Below are 17,854 nucleotides of genomic sequence, written 5' to 3'. Positions count from 1 at the left end.
CCTTAACGCAAACGCAGCCTCGGATCTATCGCCGTCTGGACCACATCCACCAAACACTGAACTCCTACAATTAAAAATACGGCGAAAATAACATACCCCTGAATCACCGGATAATCTCGCTGTGTAATTGCATCTATAAAATACTTGCCCAACCCCGGCCATGAAAAAATGGTCTCTACGATGACATTACCTGCCAGCATAAATGATAGATTGGTACCTAGCAGTGTAATTATAGGCAGAACCGCATGCTTAAATATCTCAAAAAAGAGGATATGCATACGGGAAAAGCCTCGAGCCTTCGCTGCTTTCACAAAATTCCGGTCACCCAGCTCCAGCATTTGAGCGCGCAGTACACGTGCTTGCACAGCTCCCAAACCTGCGCCAAGAGTCAGCGCTGGGAGCACTAAATGTGTCCAATCCTCCCTTCCCATGGATGGGAGCCAGCCCAAGCGAACGGAGAATAGATAGATCAACAGAAACCCAAGCCAAAAAGAGGGGATCGACGATCCCAGCAGGGCGAACAGCCTGCCCAGACGATCCAATGGGCCGCTAATTTTTAGCGAGGCAGCCAGCCCCAACCCCAGCGTAAGCACCGTCATGACGGCAAAGCCCGCAGCAGCTAGCTCCACAGTAGCAGGCAGTCTGTTCCACAGTTCGGCTAGCACGGATTCCTTGGATACATACGAGGTGCCCCAATGCCCTGTGAACACATCCCGCAGCCAGTTCACATATTGAATATGAAACGGTTCGTTTAAGCCTAGTTCCTGCCGTAGCGTCGTCAACGCCTCCTCAGAGGCAGGGACATTATGCGCGGTGAGCAAAATGGTAGCAGGGTCTCCAGGAGCCAGCCGCATCAGTACAAAAGTCAGCGTGGATACAACGAATACAATGATGAGCAGCTGCGCCACACGTTCCAGTATAAAACGAATCATAGGATACGCCGCTCGTTATTCCGCAATATCGGATTGCGCTGTAATGTAGTAATACTCGATCGGATGGGGTGTAAAACCCTCCACCCCTTTTTTCACACCAAACACATTGTCAGGATGCACAATGAACGACTGTGGCAAATCCGTATTGATGATATCCAGCGCTTGTAGTGTCACAGCATTACGCTGCGCTGTATCCTTCGCCAGCTTCAAGCTGTTAAGAATACTCTGCAGCGGTTTGGAACTATAACGGCTTACATTGGCTTCGCTTTTCGAAGAATAAAACATATCCATAAAATATTGTGGCTCTCCTGTATGAGCAGTAAGCATACTGTACATAGCAAAATCCCAATCGTTTTTGGTCAACGCCTCGTCGATATTTTCCACCTTGTGAATCTTGACCTGGATTCCCTCTTTCAGCAATTGGCTTTGGATGACCTCAGCCATAACAGAGAGCTCCGGACGCTGAGGAAAAGTCAGCAGCGTAACCTCGAACGGCTTGCCTTGCTTAGTCCATGTCCCTTGGGCGTCCTTCTGCCAGCCATCCTTCGTTAACAGCTGATCCGCCGTTCCGTCCAGCGCTTTACGCTCAACTTTACCGAAGGGAAGAATGCTCGGGAACGGACTGCTTGCTTCCGTACCGAAGCCCCTCATGACGGCGCTCACAATCGATGTGCGTGGAATCAGGCTGTCCACCACCTTACGGTTCGCCGCATCCTTGAATACTGGGGATTCCATATTATACACGAGCATATGGGTGCGCAAGGAGGGAGCCGACAGCACCTGTAGCTTGTCGTTCTTTTTCAGTACCTCTGCGTTATCAACCGGAATATCCGTCGCTACATCCACCTCGCCGGATTGCAGCGCCATCAGGCGCGAATTCCCGTCCGTAATGAACTTCATCGTCGCTTCAGCCAATCGTGCCTTCTCGCCCCAATATCCGTCATAACGCTCTACGATCAAGGATTGGTCCTTGTTGAACGCTTTGATTTTAAAGGCGCCTGTCATCGCTGGGTAACTCTGCTCATCTTTCATCGATGCCACATCCAGTACAATCGTCGATGGATCAGCTAGATTGGACACCAACGCCGCATTCGGCTGGTTTGTCGTGATCTTTAAGGCCAGCGGGCCGCTTACATCAATGGACTTCACATTCAGTAAATCCTTCGCCAGATGGCTTTTCTCGATAGAGCGTAGCAAAGATGCTTTTACACTTGCTGCATCCATACTCTTTCCATTATGAAAAGTGACTTTATCCTGCAAGCTGAACGTCCAAACTGTAGGACTATCCTGCTTCCACTCCTTTGCCAGCCAAGCCACAGGCTCCAGCTTTTCATTCAAACGTACCAGTGTCTCACCTGCACCGGATCGCATCACATCCCAGCTATTATCTCCGTGCGGGTCAACACCTGACGGTTTCCATGTATACGCCATTACCAGCTTTTTACCTGTCGCTGTTTGTTGTGCTGACGCGTTCTCATCTTTGCCGGAGCTATTCGACGTCTTATTGCTAGTACATCCCGAAAGAGCCATAACTGCCAGTAACAGCATCACCCCTGTACATATCAACCATGAGCGCCTGCTACGATTGCTAATCATTCGATGAATCCCCCTCTATCTTGTAAAATCATATAAACCTAACGCAAAACGCGAAAAAAGCATTCCGGACCACTTGATCAGCAGTCAGAAATGCTTTCATTATAAAATGTCAAAACACACCTCGAAGCCAACTCCAAAAACATAGAAGGGATCAGATCGGTTTCAGACATTCCGTATGCAGCACGCCTAACCACCTCCCCAGCATCCCGTGGGTCTGACAGTGATGTCAAAACAGGCAGGTCTCCTGACTCCAAGCGTATCTTTCAGGCCTTCCCGGTTCTTCACAGTTCCAGTGGCTGTTCTGAAAGCTCCAGCAGTATCCTGCTGATGCCTGTATACAGTGGCGGGCCCGTGTCGGAATCAACCGAACTTCCCTTTTAAGTGAACACGCTCAACAACTATCCACATGGTCTCAACAAAACCCCGTACATAGAGTCGTCCGGCTCACACCTGTTTTCTTCCTTTATTTCTTTCCATTACGATCTTATTTTGTTGTCACAGGCTTGTCAATAAATGCTGTATAATAATTCAAATTTGAATGATATGGCGAGAATGAAGGTAATGGCTATTCATTGCGTGCACGAAATGACGGGCATTCCGTCTCCCTCATGATGTCCCGAAAACTGTACCAGACTACTTAATGAATCTAAAAGAGAAGCATAAACGAAAATTTAGCAGCGAGATTGCATCAATTTGTACAAGCTATTAAAAAAGATACATTATATCAAATGCCTGAAAAAGCAGTTGGTTATTCCTTCTCCAAAAAATTGAGGAAGAAAAAAATTTGAAAAGCGACAAAACCAAAGAGTTGATCGGAAATTTAGTGAGCAAACCTTGTGGAATTTCTATTATAAGGATAACAGCATTGGGGGCAGCTACCAAACAAAAGAACTATATTGTTGATTCTTCTCAGACAGCCTTTGAGACAAATTTAACTATTAGAGAATTTACCCGTAAAACATTCCTTAGTGATTTAGAGAATGAGTTTGAAAAGCCTCCGGTGATTAGCCGGGGGCCTAATTTGTTAACTGACCATTTCCTGACAAGCCATGTCAGCGTGCCGTTTAGGTGCCTAGCAGTCAAGTTATTTTTTAGCTAGTAAGTGAGCTAAGCGAGGGATCTTGCAGGTCGTTCACAGCGTCGTACTGTAAACCAGGACGAAGCGACGGCTTGCTTTTACGCTCGAAAAGTTGTGGAGCTAAAGAGTTTTGTACGAACAACCAAACGGGGAGGCACTTGCTATTAAACCGTCAGTTAATAAAAGGACCGTTGCGATCAATACGGCTCTCTTCTATCTTATTTTAAATTTTATCCATTAAATAAAATTATTTACAAACATAAAATTTACAGGTAATATTTACTTATTCCTTCTTATGGATAAAAAAACAATTGTATACACGACTCCAGAGAGGAGACTTAGTAGAAATGAGGTTGATAATGTTCTGAAAATAAAAGTAGATGCGGACACTGTGTAAAGTTGCAATGAGCCGTTAAGCGAAGAAGTTGTCGTCGTTGGTCCTTGAATAAAGGAATAATATATTCCTACCAAAAAACCGTAAGACAAATACTTAAACAGATTTTTTTCAAATTTACTCATTTCTTAGCCCCCAATAATATTTTTCGAAGAGGAGAATTTTAATACTATGAAACCATTCAAAGTCATGACTAAAACAGCAATAATTGCAGCATTGACAGCAATATTATTACCATATGGAGCCATTGCTTCTGCAAATGATGCGCCGAATCCATTGTCATCGACAATACAATCAGAAGCCGGAAAATGGGAACCGACAGATGAAATAAAGGCCAAGGAAGGACAAGTCTACAAATATATCGATCCTAGTAGTGTTAACGATGATGTTTATTACTATTATGTCAATTACGACAATTTAAATCAAGAAAAAGGTAATAATGATAGAATTAGTACCCAATCCATTGGGGTGACTCCTATTGTTAAAACCCATGAAAATCTAGGTTATTGGGTTGATACAAACAATGCAATTCGTGTAAGTACATATACTGGGCCTGCTGCTGCAAAAATTACAGTGAAAACTAATATTAAAGTGAAAGCGGAAGGAGCAATAACAGGTGGTGTTAAAGCTATAGAAGGCACATTGGGTTTTGGTATAGAAGCTGATATTGGCCTAGATGATGAATATTCAATCAATGTTCCTAAAGGAGAAAGATGGGTCATTAGTGCTTTTCCACGATATGAAAAACATAGATTAGGAATGTATTGGCCAGCTCCATTCATAGGTGATCCTTTCATAGGTTATGTGAGAGTAGACAAGCCTGTGGGAATTGCTTTCAGAGTAGAAAAGCACTAATCATATCAAATAAATTGAAATAAAAAGAGAGGCCGTTGCAACCAACACGGCTTCTTTTTTATAGCGGAAAGTAGCGGGACTCTCGCGAGTCTACTCAGTTACTTTGGACTGGATCTGTGGCGTCCGAATGATCTATTGCGTTCAAAGGACTTTATATCATACCTAGACAGGGTTACACGAAAGAATGTCGAATAGAGCGGGTAAGTAAAAGAATGATGAAACAGGATTGTAATTCGTCGTGACGGACAATTAAATACTTGGTACTACGGGTTTTTTATTGACAAGCACGGAGGGTGATGAAATTAACAAGACAGCGAAATTTGAGGATTGGAAGACCGGACATATGCACTCACAAAACTCTGGGTTTTGGAATTTAATTTCGTATGGAATCTTACTGTATCAGCATAGGGAGGCATTCACTTTATCTATCTGCTAACGCATACGGTTCGAATAATCTTCCGTGATTTTTGCTAGGATAAAAAAACAACACGTTCCCAAAGAATATTTTCTATCGTCCACGACTTTCACGTCCAATAGTCATAATTCTGGCCCCCTGCTTTAGCTTGCCCAAATCCAGGAAATAAAGCAGTCCCCTTGTTGACGATCCGCGACTGTTGCGCATCTGCTTACGCTGGCTGCGAACCAATGTAAGCAGCTTCGTTAGGTTATAGCTGTCCAACTCCAAACTCAATCAATTTGGGTGTGCTGCGTCTGGCTCCGGCCAGCCTGACGCCTGCCGTAATAGATACCAGTTTGCACAGCCTATCTTCTCTGCTCATCTTCCCCGGATAACTCCATGCCAAAAAGCCGGAAAAGAGGCATACGTCCTCTCTCCGGCTATCTTTATTTATTCCTAATCATCAAACCTTCTGTGGAACCTCCGAAACCGTCACGCTTTTGACCGATTCCCCTTGTTTTCTCGTCAAAACAATGTTCAAGACAATCGCAGTAATCGAACCCGAAACGATACCATTTTGCAACAGCATTTTGGCAAAGCTCGGCAGCTGGTCGAACATTTGTGGCAGAACGGCAGAGCCTAGGCCCACGGCAATACTGCATGCTGCGATCAGCAGATTGCTTTCCTTCCGCAGATCCACTTCTGACAAAATAGACATGCCTGATGCAGCAACCGAGCCGAACATGACGATCATCGCCCCGCCTAGCACAGCGTTAGGAATCACTGTCGTTAAGGCAGCCAGCTTAGGCAGCAAACCGAGAACAACCATGATCCCGCCCGCAGCAAAAATAACGTTCCGCGATTTGACGCGTGTGAGTGAGATCAGGCCAACATTTTGCGAGAAAGCTGTATAAGGAAACGCGTTAAAAATACCCCCAAGCATAATCGCGAGTCCTTCGGAACGCAGACCATTGACGATCTGCTTCTGTTCCACCTTCTGATCAATCGCTTTGCCTACTGCTAGATAAACGCCTGTAGACTCAACCATACTGACAATATTGACGATAATCATCGTACATACTGCCATCATGCTAAACTCTGGCTTACCAAAATAAAACGGCTGCGCGACACTCACCCATGAGGCTTCCGCCACGGGAGCAAAATGCACCATTCCCATTCCATAAGCAACCACCGTACCCGCGAACAGACCAATAAGCACGGAAATCGAGCGCAAAAAGCCTTTTGCCAACCGATTCACAAGCAGGATAACCAGTAGTGTAACTAACGCCAACAGCAAATTACGTGGCTGTCCAAAATCCGCGCTGCCCTGGCCCCCTGCTACATTGTTCATCGCCACCGGAATAAGAGATAGACCGATAATCGTAACGACCGAACCCGTAACGACCGTCGGGAAAAAGCGTAGCAGCTTGCCATACAAAGGTGCTGCTAACACCACGAATATACCGGACAAAATAATAGCACCGTACGCTGTCGCTAAATTTGAGGTCGAAGCAATCGCGATAATGGGCCCTACTGCCGTAAATGTACAGCCTAAAATGACAGGCAGTCTACTACCGAAAAAGCGTGTCCCCATAATCTGTAATAACGTAGCAATCCCGCAAGTGAACAGATCGGCAGCCACCAAATAAGCCATCTGGGCTGGTGTCAGGTGCAATGCTCCTCCTACAATTAGAGGTACAGCAATTGCTCCAGCGTACATCGCCATGACATGCTGGAAGCCCAGCGCGAATAACTTTTGTTTACTTAGCATCCCACATTCTCCTTAACGGGAGGAATCACCGCTCCAGCTTCCTCTATAAAATGAACCTCGCCTGGTGCCATGGAAGCGATACGCGCAAGAGAGCGCACAGCAATGCCTCTTTGCTCCAACAGTCCACGGCCTTCCTGGAAGCTCTTCTCAATTACACAGCCAACCCCGGCCAGCTCCGCTCCTGCTTCCTTCACAATATCCGTAAGTCCAACCAAGGCTGCGCCAGTAGCCAGAAAATCATCCACGATCAGCACATGGTCGCTAGCATCGAGATATTTTTGGGAAATGCTCACCTGATAGGTTTCCTGCCGAGTGAACGAATGAACCTCTGCGAAGTATACCTGCTCATTTAGCGTGATTGCCTTCTTTTTCTTCGCATAAATGAACGGGACCCCCAAGGCAATAGCAGTAGCCATAGCAAATTGAATACCACTAGCTTCAATGGTAAGCACCTTGGTGATCGGAGCACTGCCGAAAAGGCGTGCAAACTCCTTACCAATCTCCAATGCTAATGCTGTATCTACCTGATGATTCAAAAATGAATCTACCTTTAATACGGTGTCAGATAAAATTTGTCCTTCTTGACGAATACGTTCCTCCAAAGCTTTCATTATGCGAGTATCGCTCCTTCTGTACTTTAAAATAGTATAAAACCTGCCAAAACCAAAAAAGGACAGGCTCCCTTGAGTTGTTTCTCAAGTGAAGCCTGTCCTTGGGGTTGTCATCCCTGACGGATTGGCGCACAAATAAATGCCCGCATTCATCCAAAGCCGATGCGCTATCACTCATAGTCGGACGATTACAGTGGTCATCCGGTAGAAACTTTTGGGCCATATCCCCAATATTATACGAGTCATATGAAATTGATATCTTGTATACTACACCCTCTGGCGGGCGGTTTCAAGACTATTTTTCATACAGACAGCGGCATTTGGAGAACCTTCCACAATTGGAATATCGTAAAATCAAATCGACCTTTGTTCAAGGTATATATATTGTGAGGACTTTGCATTATCCTGATTGTAGAAAACAGATAAAAAAACAAAAATGCATACAAAACAACACTTGATTTTAATTATAATTTTAAAAAACAAAAATAAAACCACAAATCCCACTTCCGTTTCTGTTGACTACAAAGAAAAACGGAAGTAGTATGGAGTTAGTTAAGAAAACAAAAGGCAGACTTTCAGGCTGCCCGTATTTTATCCATGCAAGGAGATTGGATATGAATAATTATCTTGCTGTTGATATTGGAGCTTCAAGCGGAAGGCTCGTAAGTGCAACTCTGCAAGGTGACCAGCTACACTTGCAAGAGCTTCACCGTTTCAACAACTCCTTTACCGAAAAGGACGGACACGATTACTGGAATATCGACGAACTATTAAATGAGATTATTCAGGGCTTGCAAAAAGCTAAACAAAAAGGGATTCATTCCTGTACGCTCGGCATTGATACATGGGCTGTAGATTACGTGCTGCTTGATCAGAAAGGTAACCGCATTCATGAGGTACACGCTTACCGGGATGCACGTACCCTCCATGCACCCGACAGGCTGCACCAGCTCATCAGTCGAGAGGCTGTGTATGAGAAAACAGGCATTCAGGAATTAAACTTTAATACCCTTTATCAACTGTTCGTCCATGATCGGGAACAGCTTGCCCAGGCGAATAAAATATTGATGGTCCCCGATTATCTGTACTATCGCCTGACAGGCATCATGATCAATGAAATGACGAATGCGTCCACGATGCAGCTTCTCAACGTGAACTCCCGAGAGTTTGATGAAGACCTTCTCTCCCTGCTCCAACTGCGACGCAATCAGTTTTCAGAGCTTGCCGAGCCTGGACGGGTTCTGGGTTCTCTTTTGCCAGAGCTTGTTCAAAAATACGATCTTCCAGACTGTCAGATCATTCTTGCGCCGACTCATGATACTGCATCGGCTGTTGCAGGTGTTCCGTCACAGCGGGAAGAACCTTGGGCTTATATTAGCAGCGGAACGTGGTCACTACTGGGAATGGAACGATCCGAAGCCTTGAATACCAAGGCAGCCATGCAGGCGAACTACACGAATGAGTGGGGCGCTTACGGTACGTACCGTTTTCTGAAAAATATTATGGGATTATGGATGATTCAAGAGGTTAGGAGAGAGGGCGGTTCCGCACATAGCTTTGCCGAATTGGCCGAACTGGCTTCAGCAGAGGCACCGTTTGTCAGTCTCGTCCTCTGTAACCAGTCATCCTTTTTAAACCCGGATAGTATGACCGTTGAAATCCAGCGATTCTGTGAAGAAACAGGCCAGCCCATCCCCAGGACGCCGGGTTCACTCGCCCGCTGTATTTTTGACAGTCTGGCCTTAAGCTACCGCGATGCCTTACACGAACTGCAATGTTTAACAGACGAAACGATTACCAGATTGCACATTGTCGGCGGAGGCGCTAACAACGAATTACTATGTCAGCTAACCGCCGATCTCTTGGGAATTGAGGTTCAGGCAGGTCCTTCCGAATCTACGGCCATAGGCAATATTGTCGTGCAATTAATTAGCTCTGGTGTTCTTGAGGATCTCAAAGCTGCTGGCCGAACCATCGCCCGCTCCTTTCCGACTCGGCTATATGAGCCACAATCGGTGGAAGGCATGCAAGAACTTTTGGATCGCTGGGAGCACCTTAAGATACAAGCAACATCCTCTATTCACATATCTCAATAAAGGAGTAAAGCCATGAACGAAGCTAATGAAGCCAGTTATAACGAAGCGAAAAAGCTGTATGCCCGCCACGGTATTCAAGTTGACGACATTTTACGGAAGCTTTCACAAATCAAAATATCACTGCACTGCTGGCAGGGAGATGATGTTCAGGGATTCCTGTTCAAAGATAAACAGCTTAGCGGGGGGATTGCCGTAACGGGTAGCTACCCGGGCAGAGCAGGCACGCCGCATGAGTTACGTCAGGATTTAGAAAAAGCTCTATCACTCATTCCGGGTAAACACAAGGTCAATTTGCACGCAATCTATGCGGACACCACAGAACAAGTGGATCTGGATCAACTGGAGCCACGCCATTTTCAGAACTGGGTAGACTGGGCTAAGCAGCAAGGGCTTGGGCTTGATTTTAATCCAACTTTGTTCTCCCATCCCAAAGCGGAAGACGGCCTCACACTGAGCCATAAGGATTCGAAAATTCGTGATTTCTGGATCACACACTGCAAAAAATCACGCAGGATTGCAGAGCATTTTGGCAAAGAACTCGGTCAGCCCTGTGTCACAAACCACTGGATGCCGGATGGCTATAAAGATACTCCGGTTGATCGGTTGGCTCCAAGAGAACGTCTGCGTGATGCTTTGGACGAAATTTTCAGCGAGAAAATCAGTGAAGAATACAACATCGATGCGGTTGAAAGCAAGCTGTTTGGCATTGGCTCGGAAAGCTATGTCGTGGGCTCCCATGAATTTTATATGGGTTACGCCCTGACACGCGGTAAATCTATCTGTCTCGACACTGGTCACTTCCATCCAACCGAAGTCATTTCGAACAAACTGTCCTCTGTGCTGATGTTCACCGATCAATTATTGCTCCATGTCAGCAGACCGGTTCGCTGGGACAGTGATCATGTCGTGACAATGGACGACGAATTGCAGGACATTGCCCGTGAGCTGGTTCGCGGTGAATTGCTTTCCCGAACCCATATCGGTCTTGATTTCTTTGATGGAAGTATCAATCATGTAGCAGCATGGGTCATCGGAACACGCAACACGATCAAAGCGCTGCTTCGCGCTATGCTCGAACCGATTGAAGCATTAAAGCAGGCGGAAGAGGAACGGGACTTTACCACTCGTCTTGCTCTGGTCGAAGAGTTTAAATCGTATCCGTTTGGTGCCATATGGGATTACTATTGCGCTCAAAACGGCGTTCCTGTTCGTGAGGAATGGCTGGCCGAAGTTAAAAATTATGAACAACAGGTACTGCTGAAACGTTAACTACTGTACTGATAATGCTTATATTCATATCATCCAAAAGGGAGAGATTATCCATGACTACTGTACTGGAGAATCAAAAAGAACGAAAATCGGGACTAGATATCCCATTTGTTCGCGAGATGGCGGAAATTACACAAAACATGTGGAAATTCGGCTGGGATGAACGTAATGGAGGTAATGTAAGCTATATTCTGGATGAAGCTGAGGTTGCAAAATATATAGATATTCATCAGGTCATTCGGACGATTAAACCTGCTTTCCCGGTGAATGAACTGGCTGGTAAATATTTTATCGTCACCGGATCAGGGAAATATTTCAAAAACGTAATTGCAGATCCAGAAGCTAACTTAGGAGTCCTTCGTGTCTCCCAGGATGGCGAGCAATTGGAAGTCTTGTGGGGCCTCAAACATGGCGCAGTGCCTACCAGTGAGTTGCCTTCCCATTTTATGAGCCACATTGAGCGCTTGAAGGTCGATCCTAGCCATCGTGTTGTGATTCATAATCATGCCACCCATGTTATTGCCATGACCTTCATTCATAGTCTGGACGAAAACCAATTCACCAAAACGCTGTGGGAAATGTGTACTGAATGTATTGTCGTCTTCCCAGACGGTATCGGTGTAATCCCTTGGATGGTACCGGGTTCCAGCGAAATCGGCCGCGAAACGGCTAAAAAAATGAAGGATCATCACGCTGTATTATGGCCTCATCATGGCATTTTCGGAACGGGCAGCTCCATTGATGAAGCATTTGGCCTGATTGAAACGATTGAAAAAGCAGCGCAAATTTATATGCTCATTGCTCACCATGATATTCAGCAACGGATTACAGATCAGGAATTGGCCGATCTGGCCAAAGCCTTCAACGTTACTCCAAAAGAAGGAATCCTGAACGTATAAATATAGACTAATCTCCATCTCATAATATAGAACTTAAAAGGCTCCAAGGCTCGTCTCAACCGGCCATGGAGCCCTTGGCATACCTAGTTTTAATTATATAACCCTCAATTCCAATGAATTAACTTGTAATTATGCTTTCCTTTATATACAATAAAATCAAAATTCCCTTATCTCCACCAAAGGAGAGGTGACAAGTTATGAAAAGAGCGAAAAATGAAGATCACTTCGACATCGTGGAAGACCATTATTTTACAGCCACCGAATTGGAAAAATCCAGCGCCGTTTGGCCTGTCAGACTAGGTATGGATATTTCGAAAACAAGCTGCCATGTCGGTCCCAAGGCTGTTCCTTATTTTTATTTGATATTTGTACTTGAAAGTCAGGCTGAGTTTATTTATAAGCAACAAAAGTACCGCGTCCAAAAGTCTGATTTATTCTGTTTTTTTCCGCATCTTGCCCATGAATATTACACCGATCAGGAGCATCCGTTGCAAAAGGTATGGATTGCCTTTGAGGGACCCAAGTCCCTCGCATTGCTGGAGCGGATCGGAATTAATCCCTCTACGCCATTTATGGCTAACGCAGTGAGCGAGGAAATCCTCAGACTTATCTCCAACCTGTTTTCCATCGTACACGACAACAGCAGACAGGGCAGCGATCTGGCCCGCTTGATTACACTGCACCAGATCTTCGAGGAGTTATCCCGCAACACATCTGACGTGCTGCGCAACTTTGTATGCTCTGATTATTGGCTCCAGCAGGGGAAAGATTACATTGAAATGCATTATTGTGACCGTGTTACGATTGAACAAATTGCCGAGCATGTAGGTGTGGATCGTGCGCATTTTTCACGTAAATTCCATTCCACCTACCTCATCTCTCCCGCCAAGTATTTGCAAAACCTCAAGATTAACGAAGCCAAAAGATTACTGGAGCAGACGACTTACAATTTGTCGATCATAGCCCAGTCCATCGGCTATACCGATATGTCCACCTTTTCCAAGGCATTTAAGAAAACAGCAGGGATTCCACCGCGTGAGTATCGCTTCCGACATCAGTCCCGGCAAGAGATTCGTACCGTCAACGCTTAGTCGGAATCCAGTAACGTTAAAGAGAGCCACTGTATACGGTGTCTCTCTTTTTATGACCTGATCCTAATTCCCACTTGGTTCTGAGCCCTTTCAACGCTATAATAGGCATCAAACCAACAGGAAAGGTACGTGAAATCCATGCTGCGATTCAATGCGATACGTACGGGCTATCTGCTGGGCATCTCACTGATACTGGCCGCAATTATTTATTTTTTCGCCTCCAATTGGGGTGGACTGGATCGGACATTCAAGATTGTACTTGCTGCTGCACTTATTGTTCTGTTCTACGGCTTGTCTTTTGTATTTGCACGGATACGTGCTGTTCCCGGTCAACAAGCTTTTCTGTCTAATATGTTTTTGGTGGCTGGCTGTATAGCCTTTGGCGTTTCCGTGGCATTGCTCGGTCAAATTTACAATTCCCATGCCGACAGCTACGGATTGTTTTTCATTTGGTCGGTGCCGGCTCTACTGCTTAGCTGGATTACTCGCTACAATCCTTTTTATATGCTGTCTTATGTACTAATTCATCTTGGTTTGTGGCTTTATTTTTACCCTACGATGGAAAGTGTGCCTTATAGCGAGCTGGAATCGTTGTCCATTGCCGGAATGTTCGCAATAGTCAATCTGCTGCTATGTTTATTGGCGTTTCTCCATCGTATACATTCTGCTCCACTACAATATATGAGCTTTACGGTTTTCCATATAGCTATGTTAGCGATGACCAATTCCTTTGCATTTGATGAGTATGGCATGGTCATGAATGTACCGCATATTGCTGCGATTGCTTTAGGATTTTATATATTTATCAAGGTGCGGCTGAATAAAACGCTACTGACCTTGAATGCATTGGCACTTTCGGCGTTTGCTGTTTTTAAATTTATAGAGCTGGCTGAGGCGTACTCCTCATCTCTGTTTTTTGTTTTTGGTTTGATTTTTGTGGCGTTGCTGCTGACGGGTAACGTGTGGTTTTTCCGCTATTTGAATCGTTTGGGGAAAACACTGCCGGAAGCAGGGACAACGGACATCAGTACATCAAAGAATGAGACGACCGTCCAAGAGGAACATGGCAGTGAATGGATTAGCAAAACCGTATCCCGTGTGATCAAAGTGGTTGGAGTGCTGATCGGCAGTATATCTCTCATCGGATTGATTATGATTAGCACGAATGTAAACCACACCGAATATGTACTGTTGGTTGTGTCGTTGCTGCTTATGATTTTGATGATTGTCATACCGGAATCCAAGCTGGATTCGGTAATACGTTATACACTGCTGACCATCAGCTATATTACAGGCTTGGCGGCCATTCTATGGTCAGATCAGTCGCTGCTTTCGGTATTATTTCTGATCGTTTCCATCGCTGGATGGTTTCGCTCCAAGGGGAAAAGGCAGTTGTTTTTTGCCTACACCTTTGTAAACCTGAATCTGGCGACCATTTTATTTCAGCAGTATCAGGAGTGGGATGGTTGGAACTGGACCTATAAGTTCATCATCTTCTCTCTTTTCATCGTCAATGCCGTGTTATATGGGGTAAGTTACTTTATATCCAAGACGGAGTTAAAAGAACATCTGCGGAATAGCTCATTATTTTTCAGCTTGCTGTTCCTGTTTTGGGCGACGTTTTTCGAGGATGCCGTTCCACACTCTTATATGTTCATTAACATTTTTTATTTTGTTATCGTTACCGGGATGATCTTTGCCTTTGCCCGTCTGAAACAAAAATCGGAGGCTATCACGAGCGTTGTCTTCTGGTTTATTTTTATCGGCTTCAAATATTATGATTTATTGTGGACGCTACTGTATAAATCTTTTACGCTGGCGCTACTGGGGATCATTGCGCTCGGAATTACCTGGTGGGCGGATCGGCGAATGGCCCATAGCGGCAAAGCAGCATTCGATGCTGACCACCGCAGCTTTAGCTTCATGCGCTTAAGCCCGTTACTCATCGCTATTGTCATCGTGCTACAGCTGGGGATCGTCGGCTATCAGACGGCGAGAAGTGAAACCCTGCTCGCCACAGGGGCTTCCATTAAGCTCAAACTGGCTCCTATAGACCCGCGCTCCCTGCTGCAAGGCGATTATGTGGCACTGAATTACGACATATCTACCCCGCCTTCCAAGACCCCTCTTCAGGAGGAGGAATGGAGCCGAGGCAAGGTCAAAGTCGTTCTCACACCAGATAGCCAAGGAGTATACGTCGCAGATCGCCTATATCAAGATGGTGAAAAACTTGCCAGTCATGAGGTCATTCTAAATGGACAATGGTATGGTTCTCGTATTCTGTACGGTATTGAGAATTATTTCATCCCTGAGGGAACCGGACGTACTGTAGAACAGAACGCACATTTTGCCCATATCCGGGTGAGCCGTAATGGAGACGCACTACTGGAACGTTTAGCGGAAAGCTGACCAGATCGGCGCAGGCAGTAAACAAAGCAGGCTGAACCAAGCCCCTCCATTACTGGAGCACAACTTGGTTCAGCCTGCTTGTTCTTTTTCGGACCATCGTTTATCTTCGTTTATTCATCTCTCGACCATGATGCTATTTCCTCAATATCCTGCGGCTGAGTCCGGCAACAACCGCCAATCAGACGAGCTCCCGCTTCATACCATTGGCGGGCACTTTGTCCGAATGTCTCTGTACAAGTGCTGCCGTGCCATGTCTTGGTGACCGGGTCATATTCCTCCCCCAGATTGGGATATACCACCACAGGCTTATCCGTGTGGCTGCGTATTTCGTGAATAAGCGATGGAACGAATTTCGGCAAAGTGCAATTGATTCCTACAGCAGCCACTTGCTCATGCCCATTCAGCCACTCAGCACATGCAGCGGCAGACTCACCATTGCTGATATGCTGCCCATCCTTTGCGCTAAAGCTGATCCAGGCATACGTGCCAGGGAATTCCTTCAGCAATCGGGCGATGGCCTTGGCTTCAACCAGACAGGGTATCGTTTCACAAGCTAAAATATCTGCACCCGCCTCAATCAGAGCTTTCATACGCGGCCTGTGGAACTCCACTAGCTGTTCCTCGCTCAGTTTGTAATCGCCGCGATACTCTGATCCATCTGCCAAAAACGCCCCGTAAGGGCCTACAGAGGCCGCGACTAGCGGCTTGGGACGATGCCGCTGACTTGCAGTAGCCGTCACGTCAGCCCAAAACTCATCGCGTGCCTGCACAGCAATCCGCACCGATGATTGAATCAGCTCCAGCGCCTCATTTTCGCTTAGGCCTCGTTTAACATAGCCTTCAACGGTAGCCTGATAGCTCGCAGTAATCGCACAGTCTGCCCCAGCCTCAAAATAATCTCTATGCACACGCTTGATCGACTCCGGATGCTCATGGAGGATTTTAGCTGACCATAAGCTATCGTTCAGATCATGTCCATGACGCTCCAGTTCGGTCGCCATCGCGCCGTCCAGCACGATCAGCTGAAATTCGTCCAGTATATGTTGTATCGGATTCATGAGGCCCCTCCTGCTCGTCTTTTCTATTTAACCCACTAATCAAGTAGGGTTTAATGATTTACATTATAGCACGGATGTTGATGGGCACTCACAAAGCCAAGAAATAATCATTCCGTGAAGACGTCCCCTCTCGTTTCATTTGCCTTCTGATGTAACGTATAAATTTTTTAAATTAGTTTCATAAGTTAAATTAATTAGATATTGTTCTTTTTTTCACAAAGTCATTTTACTATAAAAGTGCAAACCAACACTTTGGCCAAAAGATCAGGGAATTGCATCGTCACATTCTGCATCGTCATTTATGTGAAAAAAGGTACAAGAGAGGGTTTTATCTATGTCTTTACTAGAAATGATTACAGCGACCTTAACAGATAACAAAATTGTCAGTTCTATCGCTTCCACCGTTTTTATTATCCTTCTTGGTTTCTTTTGCCGTAAGAAGGGGATTTTTAACGCAGCAGTAGGAAAGTTGTTATCCAAGGTTGTTCTAACCGTGGCTCTACCAGCACTAGCCTTTAATTCTTTCATGCAGGACATTAATCCTACAATGTTAAAACAAGGAATGAATGTTTTAATATGGGGAGTTCTAATTTATATTATTCTCATCTTTATTTCTAAACCGTTCTTTCTGAGCTACAACAAGGATAAACAGGATGTTTTGCGGGTGTTAACCATTTTCGGTTCTACGACTTTCTTCGGAATTCCAATTGTCGGAGCCATTTACGGTCCTACCGGAGTGATGTACAGTTCCATTTTTAACATAGGGTACCGCATTTTCTTATACTCCTATGGCTATATCAAAATGAGCGGCTTGAAAATGGAGCTTAAAAATCTCAAAACCATGTTTTTGAATCCAATCGTTATCGCCACGTTTCTAGGCTTGTTTGTTTGGTTGTTTCAAGGTTATTTGCCACAGATGAGTGTAGCTACAGAGGATGGGGCCATTCAGCAGTTCGCCTTTCTAAGAATTGATCAAACCGCTGTCTGGCTGTTCAAGCCCATGACCTACCTTGCTGGACTAGCTTCTCCGTTAGCCTGGTTATCGATTGGCTCGACATTAGGGGAGATCAGCTTCAAGTCGGCAGCTACTGATAAGACCTCTTGGTATTACAGCATAGTTAAGGTTTGGCTTGTACCTATTGTTAACATCGTCTTGCTGGCTTTGTTGACTGTATCTCATATTCTGTCAGTCGATTCAGTCGCTTTAGCTACTATTGTCATCATGATGGCTACTCCAACAGCTACCGTAGCCGCAGCCTATGCGATCAGTTTTGATAAGGAAGCCATATTGACCTCCAATGCATCGCTTCTCTCAACTATTACTTCTGTCGTCATGATTCCAGTGTGGATCGTTACGCTCAATGTCATTGATAAAATTGGAATTTTCTAAATCAGGGG

14 protein-coding genes and 2 riboswitches are annotated in these 17,854 nt (G+C 45.3%); of the genes, 8 read left to right on the top strand and 6 right to left on the bottom strand.

What is annotated here, in order from left to right; translation table 11 throughout:
* Window positions 1-2: 2 nt before the first annotated feature.
* Both nikB and ACL9RM_RS01030 read right to left on the bottom strand, forming a co-directional pair.
* Window positions 3-932 carry a nickel ABC transporter permease gene (nikB, locus tag ACL9RM_RS01035; protein WP_039271928.1) on the bottom strand — a complete coding sequence of 310 codons (930 nt, stop codon included), beginning with the start codon at window positions 930-932 and terminating at the stop codon, window positions 3-5.
* A 15-nt stretch (window positions 933-947) separates the two neighbouring features.
* Window positions 948-2,528, bottom strand: a complete 1,581-nt coding sequence (locus ACL9RM_RS01030) for an ABC transporter substrate-binding protein (protein ID WP_250266974.1) — start codon at window positions 2,526-2,528, stop codon at window positions 948-950.
* A 217-nt stretch (window positions 2,529-2,745) separates the two neighbouring features.
* Window positions 2,746-2,949: riboswitch (cobalamin riboswitch) on the bottom strand.
* Window positions 2,950-3,312: 363 nt separating this feature from the next.
* Here ACL9RM_RS01030 and ACL9RM_RS01025 point away from each other — a divergent pair.
* Both ACL9RM_RS01025 and ACL9RM_RS01020 read left to right on the top strand, forming a co-directional pair.
* Window positions 3,313-3,627, top strand: coding sequence for a hypothetical protein (locus tag ACL9RM_RS01025; RefSeq protein ID WP_250266975.1), 315 nt, complete (start codon window positions 3,313-3,315; stop codon window positions 3,625-3,627).
* 544 nt (window positions 3,628-4,171) lie between these two features.
* The gene (locus tag ACL9RM_RS01020) at window positions 4,172-4,855 is read left to right on the top strand and encodes a hypothetical protein (protein ID WP_028540882.1); all 684 of its coding nucleotides are present in this window, start codon (window positions 4,172-4,174) and stop codon (window positions 4,853-4,855) included.
* Window positions 4,856-5,363: 508 nt separating this feature from the next.
* Here ACL9RM_RS01020 and ACL9RM_RS01015 read toward each other — a convergent pair.
* The 3 genes from ACL9RM_RS01015 to ACL9RM_RS01005 all read right to left on the bottom strand — a co-directional run bounded on the left by ACL9RM_RS01015 (window position 5,364) and on the right by ACL9RM_RS01005 (window position 7,634).
* Entirely contained in the window at window positions 5,364-5,546 is a 183-nt protein-coding gene (locus ACL9RM_RS01015; protein ID WP_250266976.1) for a hypothetical protein, read from the bottom strand.
* A gap of 169 nt (window positions 5,547-5,715) precedes the next feature.
* Window positions 5,716-7,023, bottom strand: coding sequence for a nucleobase:cation symporter-2 family protein (locus tag ACL9RM_RS01010; protein WP_235306727.1), 1,308 nt, complete (start codon window positions 7,021-7,023; stop codon window positions 5,716-5,718).
* Window positions 7,017-7,634 carry a xanthine phosphoribosyltransferase gene (locus tag ACL9RM_RS01005; protein ID WP_025720187.1) on the bottom strand — a complete coding sequence of 206 codons (618 nt, stop codon included), beginning with the start codon at window positions 7,632-7,634 and terminating at the stop codon, window positions 7,017-7,019. The genes ACL9RM_RS01010 and ACL9RM_RS01005 overlap by 7 nt, the downstream gene beginning before the upstream one ends.
* 157 nt (window positions 7,635-7,791) lie before the next feature.
* A riboswitch (purine riboswitch) is annotated at window positions 7,792-7,895 on the bottom strand.
* A 353-nt stretch (window positions 7,896-8,248) separates the two neighbouring features.
* Between ACL9RM_RS01005 and rhaB the strand changes: the two genes are divergently transcribed.
* The 5 genes from rhaB to ACL9RM_RS00980 all read left to right on the top strand — a co-directional run bounded on the left by rhaB (window position 8,249) and on the right by ACL9RM_RS00980 (window position 15,398).
* The gene (gene rhaB / locus ACL9RM_RS01000; RefSeq protein ID WP_250266978.1) at window positions 8,249-9,730 is read left to right on the top strand and encodes a rhamnulokinase; all 1,482 of its coding nucleotides are present in this window, start codon (window positions 8,249-8,251) and stop codon (window positions 9,728-9,730) included.
* A 12-nt stretch (window positions 9,731-9,742) separates the two neighbouring features.
* Window positions 9,743-10,999 carry an L-rhamnose isomerase gene (gene rhaA / locus ACL9RM_RS00995; RefSeq protein ID WP_250266979.1) on the top strand — a complete coding sequence of 419 codons (1,257 nt, stop codon included), beginning with the start codon at window positions 9,743-9,745 and terminating at the stop codon, window positions 10,997-10,999.
* A 53-nt stretch (window positions 11,000-11,052) separates the two neighbouring features.
* Window positions 11,053-11,898, top strand: a complete 846-nt coding sequence (gene rhaD / locus ACL9RM_RS00990) for a rhamnulose-1-phosphate aldolase (protein WP_061829820.1) — start codon at window positions 11,053-11,055, stop codon at window positions 11,896-11,898.
* Between the two features lie 197 nt (window positions 11,899-12,095).
* Window positions 12,096-12,989: an AraC family transcriptional regulator gene (locus ACL9RM_RS00985; RefSeq protein WP_250266980.1), complete on the top strand. Its 894-nt coding sequence runs from the start codon at window positions 12,096-12,098 to the stop codon at window positions 12,987-12,989.
* 138 nt (window positions 12,990-13,127) lie between these two features.
* A complete protein-coding gene (locus tag ACL9RM_RS00980) occupies window positions 13,128-15,398 on the top strand; it encodes a GDYXXLXY domain-containing protein (RefSeq protein WP_250266981.1) in 2,271 nt (756 codons plus the stop codon).
* Window positions 15,399-15,508: 110 nt separating this feature from the next.
* Here ACL9RM_RS00980 and mmuM read toward each other — a convergent pair whose 3' ends face one another.
* Window positions 15,509-16,456 (bottom strand): homocysteine S-methyltransferase, encoded by a 948-nt coding sequence (mmuM, locus tag ACL9RM_RS00975; protein WP_061829817.1) that lies wholly within the window; start codon window positions 16,454-16,456, stop codon window positions 15,509-15,511.
* Between the two features lie 334 nt (window positions 16,457-16,790).
* On the opposite strand from mmuM, the gene ACL9RM_RS00970 reads away from it, so the two are divergent.
* Window positions 16,791-17,846: an AEC family transporter gene (locus ACL9RM_RS00970; RefSeq protein ID WP_061829816.1), complete on the top strand. Its 1,056-nt coding sequence runs from the start codon at window positions 16,791-16,793 to the stop codon at window positions 17,844-17,846.
* Window positions 17,847-17,854: the final 8 nt, after the last annotated feature.

Source organism: Paenibacillus sp. S29 (assembly GCF_049319765.1).
GTDB classification, from domain to species: domain Bacteria; phylum Bacillota; class Bacilli; order Paenibacillales; family Paenibacillaceae; genus Paenibacillus; species Paenibacillus polymyxa_B.
This window is presented reverse-complemented; position numbering and strand designations above follow the sequence as displayed.

Coding starts and splice junctions, on each gene's coding strand:
- nikB (WP_039271928.1), bottom strand. CDS start 932: ATGATTCGTTTTATACTGGAACGTGTGGCGCAGCTGCTCATCATTGTA.
- ACL9RM_RS01030 (WP_250266974.1), bottom strand. CDS start 2,528: ATGATTAGCAATCGTAGCAGGCGCTCATGGTTGATATGTACAGGGGTG.
- ACL9RM_RS01020 (WP_028540882.1), top strand. CDS start 4,172: ATGAAACCATTCAAAGTCATGACTAAAACAGCAATAATTGCAGCATTG.
- ACL9RM_RS01010 (WP_235306727.1), bottom strand. CDS start 7,023: ATGCTAAGTAAACAAAAGTTATTCGCGCTGGGCTTCCAGCATGTCATG.
- ACL9RM_RS01005 (WP_025720187.1), bottom strand. CDS start 7,634: ATGAAAGCTTTGGAGGAACGTATTCGTCAAGAAGGACAAATTTTATCT.
- rhaB (WP_250266978.1), top strand. CDS start 8,249: ATGAATAATTATCTTGCTGTTGATATTGGAGCTTCAAGCGGAAGGCTC.
- rhaA (WP_250266979.1), top strand. CDS start 9,743: ATGAACGAAGCTAATGAAGCCAGTTATAACGAAGCGAAAAAGCTGTAT.
- rhaD (WP_061829820.1), top strand. CDS start 11,053: ATGACTACTGTACTGGAGAATCAAAAAGAACGAAAATCGGGACTAGAT.
- ACL9RM_RS00985 (WP_250266980.1), top strand. CDS start 12,096: ATGAAAAGAGCGAAAAATGAAGATCACTTCGACATCGTGGAAGACCAT.
- ACL9RM_RS00980 (WP_250266981.1), top strand. CDS start 13,128: ATGCTGCGATTCAATGCGATACGTACGGGCTATCTGCTGGGCATCTCA.
- mmuM (WP_061829817.1), bottom strand. CDS start 16,456: ATGAATCCGATACAACATATACTGGACGAATTTCAGCTGATCGTGCTG.
- ACL9RM_RS00970 (WP_061829816.1), top strand. CDS start 16,791: ATGTCTTTACTAGAAATGATTACAGCGACCTTAACAGATAACAAAATT.